The sequence below is a fragment of the Buttiauxella gaviniae genome (assembly GCF_040786275.1).
GTDB classification, from domain to species: Bacteria; Pseudomonadota; Gammaproteobacteria; order Enterobacterales; family Enterobacteriaceae; genus Buttiauxella; species Buttiauxella gaviniae_A.
Genome location: NZ_JBFMVT010000002.1, coordinates 4334117 through 4355848, shown reverse-complemented (window position 1 = coordinate 4355848; position 21732 = coordinate 4334117). Strand labels below are relative to the sequence as shown.

Sequence of the window (21732 nt, the reverse complement as noted above, 5' to 3'; positions counted from 1 at the left end):
TTTAAAGAAATTATTAATATCAAGGTGCCAACGAGTGTAGTGAGGATTGGCGAGTTTTCCAGCAATCGGCGGGATTAGCCTCTCAGCCGTAGGGCTGAGAGCCTCCGTTATTCCACGATCCCCCGCAGCCGCGCACGCTGTACATCTGTCACATCCTGCGGATGGCGATAGCCGATGTTTTCCACCGCGCGGGTGTAGAGCGCAACCAGCCAGTCGTAGACATACAGCGTATTCCCGCGAACGGGCTGCTCACCTAAACGCACCAGGCGTTTGTCGGCGGTGGCCTGTTTAAGGGGGGCGAAGACTGGTGAGCCTTTATTCACGCGGCTTGCCGGGCGTTGCGACGGCTCACTCTGCGCGTACCCTAACCAGCTTATAAAATCGCCTAACACCGCGCTCACGCAGGTGATCTCTTGCGCCATGCTGCCGTCGCCATTGCGCAAAGCAGACGCCAGTTGCTCAGGTAATTTCAGGCGGTAACTGGTGATAATCAGCAACTGACAAAGCGCCTGGCGCTGCGTGTTATCCAGGCCTGAAAGATGCGCCATTTCACGGCGCGTTGCCAACTGGCGCAGATGGTTAACCCACAGCAGATGCACGGCGCTGGCGAAGTTATTCTCCCCAGGCCCTGGCGACGTATCGCGACTTTCTTCCGCGAACAGGTCAATATCCAGGCTGAAACCCGCAGGCTGTTGGTTATGCAATTGCTGATGGTTTACCCAACAGTGCTGCAAGGCGTGGCGCTCAGGCAGAAGGCTTGCGAGCAGTTCGCCGTGAAGCGTGGCGTGAGATTGCAAAGCCCGCACCAGCTCTTCCGCCTGCGAGCGGGCGCGTTCTGGCGTCAGGTTTTCACCGTCCAGAATGGCGCTGAATAGGGCGCGGATCTCACTGTGTAACGCCTTTTGCAGCATCCCGATGCGCAGCGCCCGTTGCGCCGGAACCAGGGCATCAGCCATCCATTCCAGCAAACGGTGCATATTACGACTGTCGAGGGCTTGCAGCGTGCCCCAGCGTTTTCCCGGCAGGCCGATAATGCGCTGCACGCCTTCATCGAGATTAATCCCGCTAAATCGGGCATCCCGTGGGGTAATGGCCCAAATCAGCCCCGGCGTGGTGGCGTTGCTGGCCTGGGTTTTATCCACCCAACGGGCGAGCATTTTCCCTGCGGCATTCACGCTCTGGCGCCCGGCTGCGGCATTGCAGACCAGCAATTTATCCGGTTGTAGAGACTGGGCGTAATCATCGAGCCCATCGAGCGGAATATCCACCACGTCTACCTGCGCCAGTCGCGGCTGATGGTTAAGCGAAAGGGTGATTTCAGCGCTCAGTTGCTGTAAATCCGTTTGCGCCAGGCTCACCTGGCTGCCGGTCTGCTGCCCGGCGAGCGGGCAAACCATCACATCGGCGTTGATTTCGGGTTCGTCTGGCGTGGTCGCAATTAAAAAACCTTCAACCGGGAGCAGGAACGTATCCACCAGCAGGCTGGAAGGGGCTAATACCTGCGTTGCATGCCCCAGATGGTTCAGCGTTTCGGCAAGATGTTGCCAGCGCGCGGTAAAGGCCGAATTATCGCCCCATAACGGGGCCAGCAACGCGGCTTGATCGGCGCAACTGAGCCACGGCAGCAGATGGGTTATTTGCTGCCAGAGGGCGTTATCCAGATGATGCTGGCGACGCACCACCTGGTGGTAAGTCTGCGCGATTTCTGAAAGCGGCCCAGGTTCCATTCCCGGCGTCGGTTGCGCCTGGCGTCTCGCCTGAAGCTCTTTAAGTTTTGCGCTAATGACTTCCGGTTGCGCCAGACGGGGAGTCGCCGTGGCGTGATACTGGCGGATCATACGCTGGGCGAGCGTTGCAGCACTCCAGAGCGTAATCAGCAGCGGATAATGTTCTGCCATCGGCAGTTCACGACGCGTAAAACGCACCGCAACGGCGGGCGCCTGGCCTGGATTAATGTGCGTCAGATAATCCAGAACTTTTCCGCCAAGGGAGACGTCAATGCGTTCGTGGTGATCCCCAAGCAGTGTGGTGAGCAGATGATGTTTACCCGCCACGGAGTGCCCATACAAGCCAAGTGTTAGTGGTTGCTCCGCCTGTAAGTCAATAAAATGCTGGCGCTGTTGGAAAGCGGCTAATTTTTGCAGCAGGCTATCGGCTTCATTTTCAACCAGCGGGGCCGTCAATCGGGTCTGTTGAACCCACTCCACCAGAGGGTGCGGCGTTGAGGTTATTGGATTCATTTTTGGTATACGCTCCCGCTGTCAATCCAGTAATGGCTGGCACCGCTATAGCTTCCTGCCAGGGTGTTTAATTTAAAACTGAGCTGGCTGAGCGGCACTTTGCTGCCGTCCTGTAGCCAGGCTTCCGCCAGCACAAAGGCGTCGGCGTCGCGGGTTTGTTGCAGCCGCACGTTCAGGACGCCTTCTCCGGCAATCTCTTTGGCTAACTGCGGGGAGTTAATCGCCAGCGTGTAGAGCGGCGTGGCGGGCCAGCGGGCGTCATCAAGCTGGCGGAATCCGAGGCACGCGTTGCCACGCAGCGGAAAATGCAGACGCGTGTCGAGCGTCGATTTGGGATCGTCGAGATCGATCTCCCGATACCAGACGTTTTTCTCGGTAAGGGTATTATTCCCGTCGAGCATGCCCAGATAGCGCACCGTGGAATAAGCCTGAATATCCGAGGCTTTGAAGTTAAACCCAGGCAGACGCAAATCCATCGCCAGGCTGCACAGCATCGCGCCAACGGCGGCCGTTGATTTTGGGTTGCCGATGCGCCCCTGCTGGCTGAACGGGTACCATTCATGCGTCTGATAGTTATCCAGCCAGACGATGCGGTTCACCGGCACCGGCTGCTGGTAACGAAGCATCGCCTGCACGCCGGGCAGGCAGGCCGGGCGTCCGGTAACCAGCAGCACATCGCAGCAATAATGGCCGATCACTTCGCACAGCGCCTGAAGCGGGGCGGTCAGCGTAAATTGCCCGGCGAGCATCGCGTCCTGCAATGCGCGCATTTCCACCTGCAGCGGCACGCTGAATAGATCAAACGCGGGGGCATCGGCGGGAAGGGCATGCTGCACCGCTTGTTGAACATAATTGATGACGTTATCCGTAGGGCGCTGCGTTAACAGTTCCCCAAACGTTGCGTCGAGTGACGCGTGGCGATCGTCAGGATCGCTATTTTCCCAGCACGACAGTACCGCGTGGCCGAGGGGGATAAACAGTTGCAGGGCAGTTTGCTGGCGCAGCGTGCCGCGAGTATCCATGCGCCCGGACTCGCCAAACAGCGTGGTCATCAGCCCTGCGGTATCCACCACGCCCGCCTGGTGAATTTGCGCCTGAAGCGCGGGGAGCACGCATCGCTGGATAACATCCAGCAAAATGTCATCCCCCGCGACTTTAAAACCTTCGCGGAACAGCAGGCGCGGGGCAATTTTCACATTGCTGCCGACCCCATCGTCGAGCTGATATTGCGTGATCGCCATATCGGTGGTGCCGCCACCGATGTCAATCGACGCGACGCGCAGCGTTTTCCCCGGCGGTTCGTCGGCGGTGAGTTGGCGATCCGGGCGGGCGAGGCTCTGGAAGAAATTGCCGCTTTGCCCGGCGTAATTAACCAGCGCTTCGTTATACAGCCACACCAGTTGCCCGCACGTTGCTTCGTCCCATTCCATCTGCACATCGGGCACCGGCACCACGCTTTTCTGGAAATCGCGTTCGTTGGTAAAGCCTTCATCGGTGGGGTGCCATTCCATTGCTTTCCACACCAGACCCACCGCCTCCTGCATGCGCTGGCGGAAAATTTCGCGCTCCTGTTTTGGCATGGCAGAAGGCAGGGTGAGGATCAGATGGCGGAGCTGACGAGGGGCGTTGAGATGCCCCATGCTCTGGCGCGACCCTACGCTGTTGATTTGCATCAGCGCCTGGGCCAGTAATTCGCACAGCATTAAGGTCATTAACGCGCTGCGGCTGTACTGCGGGGAAAACACCGGCAGCCGGTCTTCCAGGGGGAGCGAATAGAGCGGCTGCCCGTCGTCGTTCATCAGGTTCATCAGTGGGAATGCGGTCGCCAGCGGTTCGCGCTGGGTTTTCAGCCCCATCTGGCTAAAACGCCAGTCCTGGCTGGCAGGCGTTTCATCCCACAGATAACGGCGTGGGCTGGAAATACCGCTCGCCCCGTCGGTGCCTAAACGCGCGGAGGCCATGCGGCGGGCTTCATCACCCACGCGAGCGATGGACGGCCAGACAAACGCGTCATCACGCCCGCTTTCTACCGAGAAATGCTGCTTGCCGAATTTGGCTTCGGAAAACTCGAGGCGGCTGGTAAACATCGCCTCGTTGATGGTTTGCGGTTCGCTGAGTGAGCGAATTTGCAGCTCGGCGGTCTGGCGCAGACCGTCGTTGGCTTCACCGTGATCTTCAATCAACACGCCGCAGGTGTGGGTGTTGCCCACATCAAGCACCAGATCGACGGGGATCGCCGGGGCTTGCAGCGTGGCGGTAACAATTTTTACTTCCGGTACCGCAAGCTGTGCGCCGAGCATTTCGATAATATTGAGATAGTGCGCCTGATACTCGAAGGTTTTCAGCGCATTGCTGATTTCGCGTTCGCTGCGGGATTCATGGCGGGTGGCAAATTGTGTAAAGACTTCGCGCAGCCAGCCATCAACCCAGGTCTGATCGATAAAATCGTTAATTTCCTCGTTTTGCCAGGCGAGGGCAAAACGTGCCCCGTTGCGTACGTCGTTCTGCGTGGGGGCGAGATGCGCCGCAGGATTGTCATCGGCCAGGATTTTCGTATCCAGTGCGAGGGTAACTCGCACGGTGTTCCCGGCGGAATCAGGCGTTTCAAGGCAGCGGATCTGCACGCGAGCCCAGTTATCCGGGCCGCCAACGAAAGTGCGCGGCGGGTTAAAGCGCAGGAACGGCAGCGGCAGCCAGGTTTTATCCAGCACTTTCAGGGAATGGCCAAGCGTAATGGTGCTTTCCGGTTTAACCACTTCGGGAGCCGAGCCCTGAGTGCCCGGCAGGGTAAATTTGCCCGGTACCACATCGTAATCAAGGCGCAATAGTGGGCCGTTCGCCGTTTTACGCACGAAGCGCCCGGTATGCGGGGCGTTGGGCTGCGGAGCAAGGCCGAAATCCAGAAACTGAATGCCGCTGTCTTTAATGAGCGTCACGCTCGGTTTGTAAGGGTACAGGGTGGCAAACATGGCTTAATCACTCACTTTTTTAAACGTCACGGGAACCACGGTGTCACTCGCGTATTTACCACTGCATTCGGCCACATCGTTCTCGCCGGGCTTGCATGAAATCTCCGGCAGCGGATAACGCGAACCGTCGCTACACCGCGCATTGCCGCGAGTTTTAACCATCAGCGTGCCGGACTGCATCAGCCCTGAGAAAACTTCCGCTTTACAGACGATGCTGTCGCCATGCACCAGACGCACGCTCCCTTTGTTATTGGCTATCTGGTAGCGCAGCGTAGGCGGCTTGCCGGTGATGGAATCTTTAACGTTGATGGCAACGCGCCAGGTGCCGTTGAGGAATTTGGTCGAGCCGATTTTTAGCGAATCAGCCGGTAAAATCAGTGTGCCTTTCGGTATATCCGCAGGCGGTGGTGGGGTGATGACAGCCGCAGGTTCTGGCTGTGGGGCGGGCGGTTCAACCACCGCCACCTGGCTTACGGGCAGCGTGGAAACATGCACCACCGGCTCTGCCTGAAGGGCCGCCTGCGCAATCGGCTGCGGTTTTACAGCGGCTACCGGCTGGGCTAACGGTTCGGCGTGGGGAGCCGATACCAGATAATAAGAGAGCGGGGCGGCGATGCAGGCGATAACCGCGGCTGCAGCCGGGAGTAACCAGCGCTTAGGTTTCTTAGCCGGTACCGCTTCGGGTGCAATCTCCGGGAGCGGAGCCTCTGTTTGCGGCGCGGCAACGACGGGCGTCGCTACCGTATAAAGCGGTTCGTCCGGCTCACTGAGCACCACGACAGGCGGTACTGCAGGCGGCGGTTCGGGAAGAAATTCAATCACCGGCTCGTGCTCTTCGGTGATGCGCAGGCAATCCAGCACATCGGCGCGGGCGCAGCTATTAAGGTTCACAAAGCCCCAAAAGGTCAGCACCGGTTTGCCGTCAACCAGATAAACATGTTGGCTGCCCGGAAACTGCAATGCGTTGGCGAGTAACGACCCGAAAAGTTGAATGGCGGTTTTTTCTGCCTGCTGGCAGCGCTGAATTAATGAGGCAACGTTAGCCTGGCAGTTATCGAGATAACGCAGCGCTTTTTTACGTTGCTCATCGTTTGCCGCCGCCCAACTGACCACCGTGCCTTCTACGGGCGCGTACCAGTCGACTCTATCGCCATCGTCGTTTGGCTGGGGAATCGCAAGGCTATCGACCACCGCCTGCTGTTTGCGTAACCGCAACGTTTCGCGAATTTGTAGCGCTGAGTCGAACACCGTCTGCCCGTTTTCGCCAAGCGAAAGGAAGTCATCAAGGCATCCGCTGCGCAATAATGTTTTTGCCACGTCATCAATCCTGCTGTTTACGACTCAGCATGAGCCATCTTCACGCTTTCCATTTTACGGATTCCATCCGCAGGTAAACGGCGGAAGAGGCGGCACTTTTTTCGAATTATCGGGCGATTGCGGTTAAGTCATTGGGGGGAGGCCCGCTTTTGTGCTACTGATTATTCATCTCTGAAGCGCGAAGGATGTTCAATAAATGACAGAAAAATTGCCGTTATTACTGGTTCAAATGGGCCATCCCCCTGCGGATATTCGCAACGCCGTGGGTGAGCAGCCGCAGTGGTTTAACGAAGCCATAGGGGATGTTGGCCCGGTTTGGGTGGTGTCTCCTTTTGAGGGCGAGCCGCTGCCCGTTAAAGGGACGTTTAGCGGGGCGATCGTCACCGGGTCATGGGCGATGGTCACCGATCGAGAAGCGTGGAGCGAGCGCACCGCCGAGTGGCTGCGTGAAATTATCCAGGCGGGTGTTCCGGTTTTGGGCGTCTGTTACGGGCACCAGTTGATGGCGCATGCCCTGGGCGGCGTGGTGGATTACCATCCGCAAGGCAGTGAGTTTGGGCAAATTGCCGTCACGCTCAATACGGCGGGTAAAGAAGATGCGTTACTCAGCGGCCTGCCGGAAATGTTTTATACCAATCTTAGCCATGAACAAAGCGTACTCACCTTGCCTGCGGGTGGTGTGGTGCTAGCCGCATCCAGCCACGATCCGCATCAAATTGTGCGCTATTCCCCGACCGCATTTTCGGTGCAGTTCCATCCGGAATTTAGCACCACGGTGATGAACACCATGATCAACAGCCGCAGCGAAAGAGCCGCCTTGAAAGGTAAAAATCTCGATGCCCTGTTGGCGCGAAATGAAGATACGCCGGAGGCACGTTCCATTCTTCAACGGTTTGTTGCGTTATTGTGAACGGTGGCGGCGGGATATTGTGCTGGTAATGGCGTAAAACTGCACAAATCTCGCTGTTATTGAATAACCTGAGAGCCTTTTGTTATTTGTCACAGACGGCAGGCTATGGTGTTATTGATACTTAAAAAAATAAGTTCATTTTTCATTTGGCAAGCACATAGAAGGTAAAATCATGTCGACAGGGAAAACGCTTCTCGCTCTGCTGCTTAGCAGCTTATTACCTGCCAGCGCCGCATTAGCTGCGGCAAATAACACGCTGGTTTACTGCTCCGAAGCCTCACCTGAATCATTCAACCCGCAAATTGCCAGCTCCGGGCCAACGTTTGTTGCCAGCTCACAAACGCTTTATAACCGCCTGGTGGAGTTCCGCCCAAGCGATAACCTGCCGGTGCCATCCCTGGCCACCGAGTGGAAAATCAGCCCGGATGGCAAAACCTATACCTTTACGCTGCGTAAAGGGGTGAAATTCAACAGCAATAAAGAGTTTAAACCGACGCGCGATTTCAATGCCGACGACGTTGTTTTCTCGGTCATGCGCCAGAAAGACCCGAAACACCCTTACCACAACGTGTCGCAGGCCAATTACGAATATTTCAATGACGTGGGCCTGGATAAGCTGATTACCGACGTTAAAAAAATTGATGACTACCATGTCCAGTTCACGCTGAGCGAACCGAACGCCGCATTCCTCGCTGACTGGGGAATGGATTTCGCCTCGATTCTTTCGGCTGAATACGCCGATGCCATGCTAAAAGCAGGCACGCCGGAGAAGGTGGATACCGCACCGATCGGCACCGGCCCGTATGCGTTGCAGGAGTATAAAATCGACTCCCTGATTCGCTATGTGGCGAACCCAAATTACTGGAACGGCGAAGTGCCGACCAAACACCTTATCTTCTCGATTACGCCAAATGTGCAGACGCGTATGGCGAAATTGCAGAAGAACGAATGCCAGATAATCCCGGCTCCGGCACCGGTGCAGTTTGATGCCATCAAAGCCAATAAAGACCTGGCGTTACACAGCATTGATGGGCTGAACGTCGGCTATCTGGCGTTTAACACCACCAAAAAACCGTTTGATAACGCCCTGGTTCGCCAGGCGCTGAACTACGCCGTGGATAAACAGGCGATTATTAATGCGGTGTTTATGGGGTCCGGCACGGTGGCTAAATCTCCGATTCCGCCAAATATGATGGGCTTTGATAAAGACCTGAAAGACCGCGCCTACGATCCTGAAAAAGCCAAAGCGTTGCTCAAACAGGCAGGCCTCGAGAAGGGTTTTGAAACGGATTTGTGGTCTATGCCGGTTCAGCGCCCGTACAACCCTAATTCACGCCGCATCGCTGAGATGATTCAGCAGGACTGGGCGAAAGTGGGCGTGAAGGCGAAAATTGTCACCTTCGAGTGGGGTGAGTACCTTTCCGGCATCCGCAAAGGCGAGCATTCATCGGCCCTGTATGGCTGGATGAGCGACAACGGTGACCCGGATAACTTCGCGGACACGCTGCTCGGTTGCGGCAGTATCAAAAGCGGTTCTAACGCGGCACGCTGGTGCGATAAGCAATACGATGCGCTGACCCAAAAAGCCAAACTGACCAGCGACCCTGCGGCGCGCGCGAAACTTTACCAACAGGCGCAAGAGGTGTTCTACGAGCAAGCCCCGTGGATTGCGCTTGCTAACGGGAAAACTTTCTACGCCACGCGCAGCAATGTAACGGGTTATAGCGTCAGCCTGAACGGCAGTGATTTCTCGAAAGCGAAATTGAATTAATTGACCCCCACCCAGCCTCCCCCTTGCCAGGGGGAGGAGCTAACTGCTCCCTTCCCTGACAAGGAGGAGGTGTTTAAGCTCCCTCTCCTGGCAAGGGGAGGGTTGGGGTGGGGTCTGAACCTGGTTCAATATCTAAGGATTAATGAAATGGATTCGTTTTTCTCCGCTGTAGCAAACTGCCGAGTCCGCTGGCTGGATTTGCCCGGGACCGGCACGCCTTTAGTCTTTGTGCATGGACTTGGTTGCGCGTCGTCCTACGAATATCCACGAGTCGTCGCTGATAAGAATTTTGCCGGAAGAAGATCCATACTTATCGACCTTCCAGGTTACGGATACAGTGAAAAACCAAAGGATTATAGCTATTCGATAACCGAACAGGCGCAGGTGGTTGCCGAGCTTATCTCTCATCTGAAATTAGAGAAGTTCTTTCTCTACGGCCACAGCATGGGGGGAAGTATCAGTATCGAGGCGGCGCAATTGCTGGGCGAGAGTTTGTGCGGGCTGGTGGTGTCGGAACCCAATTTTCACCCAGGCGGCGGATTCTTTAGCCAACAAATTTGCAGCACCAGCGAAGCGGGTTATGTCTCAACGATCCATCATTCAATGGTTAGCGATGAAAGTGGTCCGTGGGCCGGAAGTTTGTCAGTTGCGGCGCCCTGGGCTGTCTGGCGAGGGGCTGATAGCCTGATAAAAGGCAATAAATGGATAAACATGTTTGCTGATTTAACCAAGCCGAAAGCGCTGATATTTGGCGAAAAATCGCTACCTGATAGTGACTTCGAGCAGATTAAAATCATGAACATTACGACTGAAGTTTTACCTGATTGTGGGCATTCCATGTCATGGGAAAACCCATCAGCGTTAGCCAAAGTTTTAGAATCATTTTGCAAATAAGGAGAAAATTATGGCCCATCTTGAAGACGTAACGGCTCGCGTAGACGCGACGATTGCTGAGAATGTTATCGAGCACATGAACGTGTTGCTGATTGAGCTAAGCGACGATACAGAATTGACTCGCGAAGATCGTTATACCCAGCAGCAGCGTTTACGCACGGCGATCGCGCAAAAAGGCCATCACCAGAGAGCGGAGGCGGAACAGCGCCGCGAAGAGTTAACTAAAGGCGGGACGATTATTTAATTCATCCCTGTTTCCCGCCTTTATGGCGGGAAGCCCATTAATAATTGCACCACTATCCCACAAATAATGAGAAATAACGCGCTGCAATGGTGCGAAATAAATATAAGTAAAAACTATTCTTATTATTACCCCTTGAAAATAAAACAAAATTTAAACATGGCACGATAACTGCTTTATTCCTCTCATCTTGTATACCAGATGGGATTCCAGTTTATGTCAGTAGCCACTTTGTCTGAATGGGTCGCGAGTTACCGCCAGCACCCGCAGCAGCTTGCGGCGGCATATCAGCAAATTCATGGGGATTTATCCCACGATGATAATGCGTGGATATATATTGCAACGCAGGATGAAATCTATGCTCAATTAACCACAATTTTTCACACAATTAATTCTGGTGAAAAACAAGCTGCTGACTTTGCTTTATTAGGCGTGCCTTTTGCCGTCAAAGATAATATTGATGTCGCAGGAATGCCGACCAGTGCCGGTTGCCCGGCTTTTACTTATACACCTGAAAAAGATGCCACGGTTATTGCTCGCCTGAAAGCCGCTGGGGCGATTGTGGTGGGCAAAACTAACCTCGACCAGTTTGCCACTGGGCTTGTGGGCACGCGCTCCCCATTTGGCGCGGTCAAAAACAGCTTTAATCCGGAATATGTTAGCGGCGGATCAAGTTCAGGTTCGGCATCGGTCGTGGCGCGTGGGCTGGTCTGTTTTTCGCTGGGGACAGATACCGCAGGCTCCGGGCGCGTGCCTGCCGGTTTTAATAATATTGTGGGCCTGAAACCGACCAAAGGCTGGCTTTCTACCGCAGGCGTGGTGCCCGCTTGCCGTCTCAACGACTGCGTGTCGATTTTCGCCCTGACCGTTGAAGACGCCCAAACCGTGGCCGCCATTGCCGGTGGCTACGATCCGCAAGATCCGTACTCTCGCGCGAATCCGCAAACGGCCCCGGCTCGTTTTCGTGAAAAATTGCGCTTTGCCATTCCCGACAAACTGGAATTTTTTGGTGACGCCTGTAGCGAAGCAGCTTTTGCCAGAACGCTTGCACGTTTAGAGCTGTCAGGCGCGGAACTCGTACCGATAGATTTCAGCGCGTTTAGCCAACTTGCCGAACAGCTTTACCAGGCCGCATGGGTTGCGGAGCGCACCATGGCGGTAGGGGCGATATTTAATACCCAGCCAGATGCGATGGACCCCACCGTGCGTGGCATCGTAGCGAACGGCCTGAATTACAGCGCGTGCGATGCCTGGCAGGCGGAATACACCCGCGCCGAACTGGCCCGGAAAATTAACGCACAGTTAAGCGAATATGACGCACTGGTGGTGCCCACATCGCCCACTATCCGCACAATTGCTGAGATGGCGCAGGAGCCGGTGCGCTTTAACTCGCAGTTTGGCACCTACACCAACTTCACCAATCTGGCCGATCTGTGTGCTCTTGCGCTGCCGGGGGATTTCCGCGCAGACGGCTTACCGGCGGGCATCACGCTGATTGCTCCCGCATGGCACGACAACGCGTTAAGCCACTTTGGAATCGCCTGGCAGCAGGCGCTGAATTTACCGTTGGGCGCAACGAATAAAACGCTTCCTGCGAGCGCTGCCGCAAAACCTTCCGTCAATCACGTTCGCGTGGCCGTTGTCGGTGCGCATCTGCGGGGAATGCCGCTGAACCACCAGCTCACCACGCGAAATGCGGTGTTTATCGAAGAATCGCGCACCGCCGCCCATTACCGACTTTACGCCTTAGCCAACACCCAACCGCCAAAACCAGGGCTGGCCCGAAGCCATGAAGGGCAGCCGATTGCGGTTGAACTTTGGGACATTCCCCTGGCGCGTTTTGGTGAGTTCGTTGCGGAGATTCCTGCGCCTCTCGGCATTGGCACTTTGACGCTTGAAAACGGGGAGAGCGTGAAGGGCTTTATTTGCGAACCCGCCGCATTAAGCGACGCCACGGACATCACCGCATGGGGCGGCTGGAAAGCCTGGCTTGCCCGTCACCATAGCGCCTGAGGAGGGATTATGTTTCGCTCTGTATTAGTAGCAAACCGCGGTGAAATAGCCGTTCGTGCCATTAAAACGCTGAAAAAAATGGGCATTACGAGTGTTGCGGTTTACTCCGAGCCCGACGCTAACGCGCAGCATGTGGTAGACGCCGATATGTCTATTGCGCTCGGGGGAGAAAAAGCCGCAGACAGTTATCTCGATATGGGGAAAATTATTGCGGCAGCGAAAGCCAGCGGTGCGCAGGCGATTTTTCCCGGCTACGGTTTTTTGTCCGAGCGCGCGGAGTTTGCGCAAGCCTGCGCAGATGCGGATCTGGTTTTTATCGGCCCGACCGCCAGCCAAATCCGTGATTTTGGCCTGAAACATCGGGCTCGCGAACTGGCATTTAAAGCTAATGTACCGATGACGCCGGGAACCGGCCTGCTGGTGACGCTCAAAGAGGCGCAACTGGCAGCGGCTGAAATTGGTTATCCGGTGATGCTGAAAACCACCGCAGGCGGCGGGGGGATAGGGCTCACGCGCTGCGAAGATGAAGCCGGTTTGATTGAAGCCTGGGCGAGCGTCAAGCGCATGGGGCAGCAGTTTTTCAGCGACGACGGCGTGTTTATTGAACGTTTTGTCGATCGCGCCCGTCACCTTGAAGTACAAATTTTTGGCGACGGGAATGGCACCGTGGTTGCCTTAGGCGAGCGCGACTGCTCTTTGCAGCGCCGCAATCAAAAAGTCGTTGAAGAAACGCCAGCCCCCAATCTGCCGCAGGCCACACGCGAAGCGATTCATGCCGCGGCGGTGGCTCTGGGCGAGTCGGTGAATTACCGCAGCGCGGGCACCGTAGAGTTTATCTATGATGCCGCCCGGGATGCGTTTTACTTCCTTGAAGTAAATACCCGTTTGCAGGTTGAGCATCCGGTAACGGAAATGGTCACCGGGCTGGATCTCATCGAGTGCATGATAAACATCGCCGCAGGCGTCACGCTCGACTTGGCGCGTATGGCGCAGCCGCCGAAAGGGGCAGCCATTGAAGTGCGAATTTATGCTGAAGACGCGCTGAAAAACTTTCTGCCATCCCCTGGCGTACTAACCGATGTTGAATTCCCGAGCGATGTTCGCGTCGACGGTTGGGTCAGCACAGGAAGCGAAGTCAGTGCTTTTTACGATCCGATGATCGCCAAAGTGATCGTTCACGGGGAAGATCGTCAGCAGGCGTTAAGTAAACTGAACTCCGCCCTTGCCGCTACGCGTTTACACGGTATCGCCACAAACCTGGATTACCTGCGCCAAATCGTCCAACTGGCAGAATTTAAAGCCGGAATGATGTGGACACGCCTGCTCGATAGCGTGGTTTACCGGGCGCATGCCGTGGAAGTGCTGGAGCCCGGAACCTGGAGCAGCGTGCAGGACTCCCCAGGCCGCCTGGGTTACTGGGATATTGGCGTCCCGCCGTCCGGCCCGATGGATGATTTTGCGTTTCGTCTGGCAAACCGCATTGTCGGTAACCATCCGTCTGCCGCCGGGCTTGAGTTTACATTGCAGGGGCCGACGCTTCGTTTTCACTGCGATGCGACCATCGCATTAACCGGAGCCGATTGCCCGGCAACCCTTGATGGCGAAGCCGTGCCGTACTGGCAGCCGCTGATTGTCAAAGCGGGGCAAACCCTGAAACTGGGGCGCGCCACCTCCGGCTGCCGTACCTACCTTGCGGTGCGCAACGGCTTTGATGTTCCGGTCTATCTCGGCAGCCGTTCGACGTTCGCACTTGGGCAGTTCGGCGGCCATGCCGGGCGTACGCTGCGCGTAGCAGATGTGCTGGCGATCTCCCAGCCGTGTTTACCCGCGTGTACCACGCCCGCACCGATTTCGCTCCCGCAAACGCCGGAACCCTCTGTGATTCCGCAGTACGGCGATGTCTGGGAAATTGGCGTGCTGTATGGCCCGCACGGTGCGCCGGATTTCTTTACGCCTGAATCGATGCAGACGTTCTTTGATGCCGAATGGCAGGTGCACTACAACTCCAACCGACTGGGTGTGCGCCTTGTTGGCCCGAAACCGGAATGGACGCGAGCCGACGGCGGCGAGGCGGGGCTTCATCCCTCTAACGTTCATGATTGCGAATATGCGATTGGCGCGGTGAATTTCACCGGCGATTTCCCGGTGATCCTGACGCGTGATGGCCCGAGTCTCGGCGGGTTTGTCTGCCCCGTAACGATTGCCAAAGCGGAATTGTGGAAAGTTGGGCAGGTGAAACCCGGAGACCGTATTCGCTTCCACGCCATTACCTTTGAACATGCGCAATCTCTGGAGATAGCCCAGGAGGTGGCGGTCACTAATCTGTTGCATGTTCAGACGCTGCCGGATTTGCATCCGCCGATTACGCCAACCACCACCTCAAGCGCTGCGATTCTGGCAGAACTAGAGGCGCAGAGCGGTTTACCTGCCGTTGTGTATCGCCAGGCGGGGGATAATTACCTGCTGATTGAATACGGCGACAACGTGCTGGATCTGGCCCTGCGTCTGCGAATTTATCTGCTGATGAAAGCCATCAGGCAGGCTGATATTTCCGGTATTGAGGAGCTTTCCCCTGGCGTGCGTTCACTCCAGGTGCGCTACGACAGCCAGCATATTTCTCAGTCGCAACTGCTGACGATGCTGCTGAGCCTGGAAAAACAGCTTGGGGATGTGACCCGGCTGAAAATCCCGTCACGCATTGTGCATCTGCCGATGGCATTTGAGGACAGCGCCACGCTGGCGGCGGTAGAGCGCTATCAAGAGACGGTGCGGGCCGATGCGCCCTGGCTGCCCAATAACGTTGATTTCATTCAGCGCACCAATGGCCTGGCCCATCGTGATGAGGTGAAAAAGATCCTCTTTGATGCCAGCTATCTCATTCTTGGCCTCGGGGATGTCTATCTCGGCGCACCTTGCGCGGTTCCTCTTGACCCGCGCCACCGCTTGCTTAGTTCGAAATATAACCCCGCTCGCACCTGGACTGCGGAAGGCACCGTGGGCATTGGCGGTATGTATATGTGTATCTACGGCATGGATTCACCGGGTGGATACCAACTGGTGGGGCGCACAGTGCCTATCTGGAACAAATTCCTGAAGAACGACCAGTTTGGCAATGAACCCTGGCTGCTGAAATTCTTCGATCAGGTGCGTTTCTATCCGGTGACAGAAGAGGAGTTGACGGCTTTCCGCGCAGACTTCCGTGAGGGGCGAGCGCAGGTTCGCGTAGAAGAGGTGGAGTTTGATTTCGCCGGGTACACCCATTTCCTGGCTGATAACGCCGATGATATTTCCGATTTCCGCAGCCGCCAGAAAACGGCGTTTGAACGCGAAGTGGCGAACTGGAAAGAGCAGGATAATGCCGCCGTTGAGAGCGCGATGACCGATGCGCTGGACGTTTGTGAAGAGCAGGAAGGCCAACTGGTGAGTGCGGATCTTAACGGCAATATCTGGAAGATCCTCGTCGAAGCGGGCCAGACGGTGAAGCAGGGCGAGCCGCTGATCGTGGTGGAGGCGATGAAGATGGAGCTGATGGTCGCCGCCCCGCGCGATGGAACGGTGATTCGCATTAATTGCCAGCAGGGCCGCCCGGTGGGGCCTGGGGATGCGCTGCTTTGGTTGGGATGAGGGCGATTCTATGCCGATGAAAAAAACCACCGGCATCGCCGAGCGCATCTACCGCCAGTTGAAGCAGGAAATCTTCGATTTTCAGCTCCTGCCCGGCGATCGCTTTAGCGAAAGCGACATCGCGCTGCGTATGAATGCCAGCCGCACGCCGGTGCGCCAGGCGCTGTACGCCCTGGAGCAGGAAGGGTATGTCGATGTGCAACCGCGCAGCGGCTGGCAGATCAAAGCCATCGACTTCGACAATCTGGAATCACTTTACGATCTGCGCATTGTGCTGGAACTCGAAGCGGTTAAGCGGCTATGCGCATTCCCTGAGGAGATAAGGCTGCTGCCGCTTCAGGCGCTCAAGCAGTTTTGGATCGATGCGCCGCAACTGCCGGACGGTGCAGACGTAGCCTGCCACGACGAAGCGTTCCATATGACGCTGGTGGAAGCGGCGGGCAATCCGGAAATGGCGCGGGTCCACCGCGAAATTACCGAAAAAATTCGTATTGTGCGGCGTCTGGATTTCACCCAGCGTCCGCGCGTCAGCGCCACTTATTTCGAACACGGGCAAATCTTGCTCGCTATTTTGAACCGCCAACGTCAGGAGGCACAAACCCACTTACACGACCACATAGCCGCAAGTCAGAAAGAGGTTCGTCAAATTACTCTCCATATGCTGCACGTTGCGCAGCAGGGAGCCAGGCGTTAATACACAGCTAATTCTGGAGTACACACATATGCAGCGTCGCACCTTTATTAAAGCTTTCGCACTCTCGGCGTCCGTCATCAGCATGGGGTTGGCTTTTAGCGCACAGGCCGCCGACACCATCAAAGTGGGCATTATGCATTCGCTCTCCGGCACCATGGCGATTTCTGAAACGCCGCTAAAAGACGTGGCGTTGATGACCATCGCCGACATTAACGCCAAAGGCGGCGTGCTGGGTAAACAGCTCGAACCGGTGGTGGTTGACCCGGCTTCCAACTGGCCTCTGTTCGCTGAAAAAGCCCGTCAGCTATTAAGCCAGGACAAAGCGGCGGTGGTGTTTGGCTGCTGGACGTCGGTTTCGCGCAAATCGGTATTGCCGGTGTTTGAAGAGCTGAACGGCCTGCTGTTCTACCCGGTGCAGTACGAAGGCGAAGAGATGTCTCCAAACGTTTTCTATACGGGGGCTGCGCCTAACCAGCAGGCGATCCCGGCGGTGGAATACCTGATGAGCGAGGACGGCGGGGCGGCAAAACGCTTCTTCCTGCTCGGCACGGATTACGTCTATCCGCGCACCACCAACAAAATTCTGCGTGCGTTCCTGCATTCCAAAGGTGTGCAGGATAAAGACATCGAAGAGGTTTACACCCCGTTTGGTTATAGCGATTACCAGACCATCGTTTCCAATATTAAGAAGTTCTCCGCAGGCGGAAAAACGGCGGTGGTTTCCACGATTAACGGGGATTCCAACGTGCCGTTCTACAAAGAGTTGGCAAACCAGGGGCTGAAAGCGACCGATGTGCCGGTGGTTGCGTTCTCAGTGGGTGAAGAGGAGTTGCGCGGTATCGACACCAAACCGTTGGTGGGTAACCTGGCGGCGTGGAACTACTTTGAGTCGGTCGATAATCCGACCAACAAAGCATTTGTTGCCCAGTGGAAAGCCTACGCAAAAGCGCACAAGTTGCCGAATGCAGACACCGTGGTAACCAACGATCCGATGGAAGCGACCTATGTTGGCATTCATATGTGGGCCCAGGCGGTAGAAAAAGCGGGGACGACGGATGTGGATAAAGTGCGCGCGGCGATGGCCGGGCAGACATTCAAAGCCCCGTCCGGCTTTACGCTGACCATGGATGCCACCAATCACCATCTGCATAAGCCGGTGATGATTGGTGAAATCGAAGGTAACGGCCAGTTTAACGTGGTGTGGCAGACCGATGAGGCGGTGCGCGCTCAGCCGTGGAGCCCGTTTATTGCCGGTAACGATAAGAAGTCGGACGAGCCGGTGAAGATGGCGAGTAACTGATTATTTCGGCGGACCCCACCCCAACCCTCCCCTTGCCAGGGGAGGGAGCTGAACGGCACCAACTTGCCAGGGCGAGGGGTATTTGCTCCTCCCCTTGCCACGGAGGGAGCTGAACGGTACCAACTTGCCAGGGCGAGGGGTATTTGCTCCTCCCCTTGCCACGGAGGGAGCTGAACGGTACCAACTTGCCAGGGCGAGGGTATTTGCTCCTCCCCCTGGTAAGGGGGAGGCTGGGAGGGGGTCAGACAACAGGAAATCCTCTATGAAATTGTTATCGCACTTCAGACCACTGCTATTCCTGCTTTGCTGCCTTCCGCTTCTGGCCCGCGCCGGAGATGCCGAAGATTTTGCAGCAGCGAACCGCAACCAGCAGGTGAAGCTGTTGCAAACCTGGGCGGCAGCACCGGATGCAAAACGCCTTCCATTGCTGAGCGCGCTTTCTCAAGAAAGCCTGGTTATCGACGAACAGCATCATGCCTTTACGCAAAATGGCGCGGCGATTGCCCCCTTGGGTGAAGTAAAAACGCCGGTGGGAGACGTTAAGAAAGTCCGTCTCACGAACCGTCTACGCATTCTGGCAGGTAGCGCACTGGCAAGTCATCAGCTAGTAAGTGACAACGTCACTCTGCGATTGCAGGCGGCACAGGCACTTCAGCGAGATGCGCAGCCTGATTTATTATCGCTGTTACAACAACGGCTTAAAGCCGAAAAAAACGAGGATGTACGTACCGCGCTTGAGGGGGCTATCGCCCGGCTCCAGCTCGCCAGCGCTGATGCGAAAGTGCGTCTGAATGCCGTGGCGTTGTTAAGCTCTTCGGCCGACCCTGACACTCAGGCGCTGTTAAAACCGCTCACTGACGCACAAACCGAGCCCGATGCGCAGGTGCGTGAGGCCGCCGCCCAGGGGCTGCAAAAAATCCAGCAACGTTTACGGCTCGGCGACATCCTCGGCCAGGCTTTTATGGGGCTTTCTCTTGGCTCGATTTTGCTGCTCGCGGCTCTCGGGCTTGCGATCACCTACGGTTTGTTGGGCGTTATTAATATGGCGCACGGCGAAATGCTGATGTTAGGTGCTTATTCCGCGTGGCTTGTGCAGAGCGTATTTCAACATTATGCCCCGGCGTGGCTGACGTTTTACCCGATTGTCGCGCTGCCGATAGCCTTTGGGATTACCGCCGGAATCGGTATGGCGCTTGAGCGCACGGTGATTCGCCATCTGTATGGCCGCCCGCTGGAAACCCTGCTGGCGACCTGGGGCATTAGCCTGATGCTCATCCAAATTGTACGCATGGTGTTTGGCGCGCAAAACATGGAAGTGGCGAACCCGGCGTGGCTCTCCGGGGGGATTCAGGTATTGCCCAATCTTATCCTGCCGTGGAATCGCCTGGTGGTGATTGGCTTTGTGATGCTGGTGCTGCTGTTTACCTGGCTGCTGCTCAATAAAACGCGTTTGGGCATGAACGTGCGAGCGGTTACGCAAAACCGCGCCATGGCAGCCTGCTGCGGCGTGCCCACCGGTCGCGTTGATATGCTGGCATTTGGCCTGGGATCGGGCATTGCAGGGTTAGGCGGCGTGGCGCTTTCGCAGCTCGGTAACGTTGGGCCCGAACTGGGGCAAGGCTACATTATCGACTCCTTCCTCGTGGTGGTGCTTGGCGGCGTCGGGCAACTGGCGGGCACCGTTGCGGCGGCGTTTGGCCTGGGCATCTTTAACAAAATTCTCGAGCCGCAGATCGGTGCGGTGCTCGGCAAAATCCTCATCCTTGTGCTGATTATTCTGTTTATTCAGAAACGTCCGCAAGGCCTGTTCGCCCTGAAAGGGAGGGTGATTGACTGATGACCCAGCCGCTAACGTTAACTTTAACCCGGAAGGCACCGCGTCTGAGCATGGTGCTGGGCACGATTGTCGTCGCGTTGATGCTGACACTACCGTTCTTAACGCTCTTACCCGCCAGCCATCCGCTGAGTTTGTCTACCTACACGCTAACCCTGGTAGGCAAAATACTCTGCTACGCGACGGTGGCGGTGGCGCTCGATTTAGTGTGGGGCTATGCCGGTCTACTCTCGCTGGGGCACGGGATTTTCTTCGCTCTCGGCGGATACGCGATGGGAATGTACCTGATGCGCCAGGCCGCAGGCGACGGGCTTCCGGCGTTTATGTCATTCCTTTCCTGGGATCAACTGCCGTGGTTCTGGTGGGGTACGCAGCATTTTGCCTGGGCGATGGCGCTGATTGTTCTGGTTCCGGGGCTGCTGGCGCTGGTGTTCGGCTTCTTTGCGTTTCGCTCAAAAATCAAAGGCGTCTATTTTTCGATTATGACCCAGGCATTGACCTACGCGGGCATGCTGCTGTTTTTCCGTAATGAAACGGGTTTTGGCGGTAACAACGGTTTTACCGGGTTTACCACTCTGTTAGGGGTGCCGATTACCGCCACGGGCACGCGTATCGGGCTGTTTATCGCCACCGTACTGTTGCTGATTGCAAGCCTCGGCATCGGCTTTGCGCTGGCCCGCAGTAAATTTGGCCGTGTGCTAACGGCGGTGCGTGACGCCGAAAATCGCCTGGTATTCTGCGGCTATGATCCGCGCGGTTTCAAACTGCTGGTGTGGACGTTATCCGCCGTGCTCTGCGGCCTGGCGGGCGCGCTATATGTGCCGCAGGTGGGGATTATCAACCCTGGCGAAATGTCGCCGACTAACTCTATCGAAGCGGCTATCTGGGTGGCGCTTGGCGGGCGCGGGACGTTGATCGGCCCGATCCTCGGAGCGGGTTTAGTCAACGGAGCCAAAAGCTATTTCACCATGGCGGTGCCGGAATACTGGCAGCTCTTTCTCGGCCTGATTTTTATCGTTGTGACGCTATTTTTACCGCGCGGCGTCATCGGGCTACTGCGTAAAGGAGAAAAATAATGCAACCAGGCGAGCCGCTTTTTACCCGCCAGCACGAGGCTGACCGCTATCGGGATCAAACCGATCCGGTGCTGATGCTGGAAAATATCAATGTGAGTTTTGACGGTTTTAAAGCGCTTACGGATTTATCCCTGAACATAGGCGTGGGGGAGTTGCGCTGCGTAATCGGCCCAAACGGCGCGGGGAAAACCACGCTGATGGATGTGATTACCGGCAAAACCAAACCGCAAAGCGGCAGGGCGTTTTACGATCAGTCCACCGATTTAATGCGTTTAGAACCGGCAGATATTGCCCGCTGCGGCATAGGGCGAAAATTCCAGAAGCCTACGGTTTTTGAGGCGCTGACGGTTTTTGAAAATCTGGAAATTGCCCAGAAAGCCGATAAATCCGTCTGGGCGAGCCTGCGGGCAAAACTCAACGCCGAGCAGCGCGACCGCATCGACGAAATGCTCACGACGCTGCGGCTCGGGGCGGAACGCCACCGCAAAGCCGGGTTACTTTCTCATGGCCAGAAACAGTTTCTGGAGATCGGCATGTTGCTGGTGCAGGAGCCGCATTTGCTGCTACTCGACGAACCTGCGGCGGGTATGACGGATGCGGAAACCGAATACACCGCCGAGCTGTTTCGCGGGCTTGCGGGCAAGCATTCGCTGATGGTGGTGGAGCACGATATGGGGTTTGTGGAAACCATCGCCGACCATGTCACGGTGCTGCATCAGGGGCAGGTGCTGGCGGAAGGATCGCTGCGTGAGGTGCAGGCCAACGAGCAGGTGATTGAGGTTTATTTGGGGCGTTAATTTTTGGATGCCACCCATGCAAGGCATTTGTAGGTCGGATAAGCGAAGCGTC

14 protein-coding genes are annotated in these 21732 nt (G+C 56.2%); 11 read left to right on the top strand and 3 right to left on the bottom strand.

What is annotated here, in order from left to right; all coding sequences use genetic code 11:
* Positions 1–107 precede the first annotated feature (107 nt).
* Genes AB1E22_RS20565 through AB1E22_RS20555 form a run of 3 tightly spaced genes read right to left on the bottom strand, consistent with a single transcriptional unit; the run spans position 108 to position 6526 of the window.
* On the bottom strand, positions 108–2240 hold the full coding sequence (locus tag AB1E22_RS20565; RefSeq protein ID WP_367597073.1) for a virulence factor SrfC family protein: 2133 nt from the start codon (positions 2238–2240) through the stop codon (positions 108–110).
* Complete coding sequence (locus AB1E22_RS20560; protein ID WP_367597072.1) at positions 2237–5209, bottom strand: virulence factor SrfB; 2973 nt, start codon at positions 5207–5209, stop codon at positions 2237–2239. The genes AB1E22_RS20565 and AB1E22_RS20560 overlap by 4 nt, the downstream gene beginning before the upstream one ends.
* Before the next feature lie 3 nt (positions 5210–5212).
* The gene (locus tag AB1E22_RS20555; RefSeq protein WP_367597071.1) at positions 5213–6526 is read right to left on the bottom strand and encodes an SrfA family protein; all 1314 of its coding nucleotides are present in this window, start codon (positions 6524–6526) and stop codon (positions 5213–5215) included.
* A gap of 196 nt (positions 6527–6722) precedes the next feature.
* Here AB1E22_RS20555 and AB1E22_RS20550 point away from each other — a divergent pair, with 196 nt between their 5' ends.
* The 11 genes from AB1E22_RS20550 to urtD all read left to right on the top strand — a co-directional run bounded on the left by AB1E22_RS20550 (position 6723) and on the right by urtD (position 21680).
* The gene (locus AB1E22_RS20550) at positions 6723–7436 is read left to right on the top strand and encodes a glutamine amidotransferase (RefSeq protein WP_367597070.1); all 714 of its coding nucleotides are present in this window, start codon (positions 6723–6725) and stop codon (positions 7434–7436) included.
* 172 nt (positions 7437–7608) lie between these two features.
* Complete coding sequence (locus AB1E22_RS20545; protein ID WP_367597069.1) at positions 7609–9207, top strand: ABC transporter substrate-binding protein; 1599 nt, start codon at positions 7609–7611, stop codon at positions 9205–9207.
* A 147-nt stretch (positions 9208–9354) separates the two neighbouring features.
* Entirely contained in the window at positions 9355–10101 is a 747-nt protein-coding gene (locus tag AB1E22_RS20540; protein WP_367597068.1) for an alpha/beta fold hydrolase, read from the top strand.
* 10 nt (positions 10102–10111) lie between these two features.
* Positions 10112–10345 (top strand): DUF2526 family protein, encoded by a 234-nt coding sequence (locus AB1E22_RS20535; protein ID WP_367597067.1) that lies wholly within the window; start codon positions 10112–10114, stop codon positions 10343–10345.
* Positions 10346–10558: 213 nt separating this feature from the next.
* Positions 10559–12355 carry an allophanate hydrolase gene (gene atzF, locus AB1E22_RS20530; protein WP_367597066.1) on the top strand — a complete coding sequence of 599 codons (1797 nt, stop codon included), beginning with the start codon at positions 10559–10561 and terminating at the stop codon, positions 12353–12355.
* A 9-nt stretch (positions 12356–12364) separates the two neighbouring features.
* Positions 12365–15979, top strand: coding sequence for an urea carboxylase (gene uca, locus AB1E22_RS20525; RefSeq protein WP_367597065.1), 3615 nt, complete (start codon positions 12365–12367; stop codon positions 15977–15979).
* Positions 15980–15989: 10 nt separating this feature from the next.
* Positions 15990–16673, top strand: a complete 684-nt coding sequence (locus AB1E22_RS20520; RefSeq protein WP_367597064.1) for a GntR family transcriptional regulator — start codon at positions 15990–15992, stop codon at positions 16671–16673.
* A 28-nt stretch (positions 16674–16701) separates the two neighbouring features.
* A complete protein-coding gene (gene urtA / locus AB1E22_RS20515) occupies positions 16702–17973 on the top strand; it encodes an urea ABC transporter substrate-binding protein (RefSeq protein WP_367597063.1) in 1272 nt (423 codons plus the stop codon).
* A gap of 262 nt (positions 17974–18235) precedes the next feature.
* Positions 18236–19810, top strand: coding sequence for an urea ABC transporter permease subunit UrtB (gene urtB, locus AB1E22_RS20510; RefSeq protein ID WP_367597062.1), 1575 nt, complete (start codon positions 18236–18238; stop codon positions 19808–19810).
* Positions 19810–20883 carry an urea ABC transporter permease subunit UrtC gene (gene urtC, locus AB1E22_RS20505; protein WP_367597061.1) on the top strand — a complete coding sequence of 358 codons (1074 nt, stop codon included), beginning with the start codon at positions 19810–19812 and terminating at the stop codon, positions 20881–20883. Before urtB ends, urtC begins: the two co-directional genes overlap by 1 nt.
* Positions 20883–21680, top strand: coding sequence for an urea ABC transporter ATP-binding protein UrtD (gene urtD / locus AB1E22_RS20500; RefSeq protein ID WP_367597060.1), 798 nt, complete (start codon positions 20883–20885; stop codon positions 21678–21680). The genes urtC and urtD overlap by 1 nt, the downstream gene beginning before the upstream one ends.
* The last annotated feature ends 52 nt before the right edge of the window (positions 21681–21732 follow it).

Excerpts from the sequence above, each read along its gene's own strand:
- AB1E22_RS20565 (WP_367597073.1), bottom strand. The coding sequence starts at position 2,240 with ATGAATCCAATAACCTCAACGCCGCACCCTCTGGTGGAGTGGGTTCAA.
- AB1E22_RS20560 (WP_367597072.1), bottom strand. The coding sequence starts at position 5,209 with ATGTTTGCCACCCTGTACCCTTACAAACCGAGCGTGACGCTCATTAAA.
- AB1E22_RS20550 (WP_367597070.1), top strand. The coding sequence starts at position 6,723 with ATGACAGAAAAATTGCCGTTATTACTGGTTCAAATGGGCCATCCCCCT.
- AB1E22_RS20545 (WP_367597069.1), top strand. The coding sequence starts at position 7,609 with ATGTCGACAGGGAAAACGCTTCTCGCTCTGCTGCTTAGCAGCTTATTA.
- AB1E22_RS20540 (WP_367597068.1), top strand. The coding sequence starts at position 9,355 with ATGGATTCGTTTTTCTCCGCTGTAGCAAACTGCCGAGTCCGCTGGCTG.
- AB1E22_RS20535 (WP_367597067.1), top strand. The coding sequence starts at position 10,112 with ATGGCCCATCTTGAAGACGTAACGGCTCGCGTAGACGCGACGATTGCT.
- atzF (WP_367597066.1), top strand. The coding sequence starts at position 10,559 with ATGTCAGTAGCCACTTTGTCTGAATGGGTCGCGAGTTACCGCCAGCAC.
- uca (WP_367597065.1), top strand. The coding sequence starts at position 12,365 with ATGTTTCGCTCTGTATTAGTAGCAAACCGCGGTGAAATAGCCGTTCGT.
- AB1E22_RS20520 (WP_367597064.1), top strand. The coding sequence starts at position 15,990 with ATGCCGATGAAAAAAACCACCGGCATCGCCGAGCGCATCTACCGCCAG.
- urtA (WP_367597063.1), top strand. The coding sequence starts at position 16,702 with ATGCAGCGTCGCACCTTTATTAAAGCTTTCGCACTCTCGGCGTCCGTC.
- urtB (WP_367597062.1), top strand. The coding sequence starts at position 18,236 with ATGAAATTGTTATCGCACTTCAGACCACTGCTATTCCTGCTTTGCTGC.
- urtC (WP_367597061.1), top strand. The coding sequence starts at position 19,810 with ATGACCCAGCCGCTAACGTTAACTTTAACCCGGAAGGCACCGCGTCTG.
- urtD (WP_367597060.1), top strand. The coding sequence starts at position 20,883 with ATGCAACCAGGCGAGCCGCTTTTTACCCGCCAGCACGAGGCTGACCGC.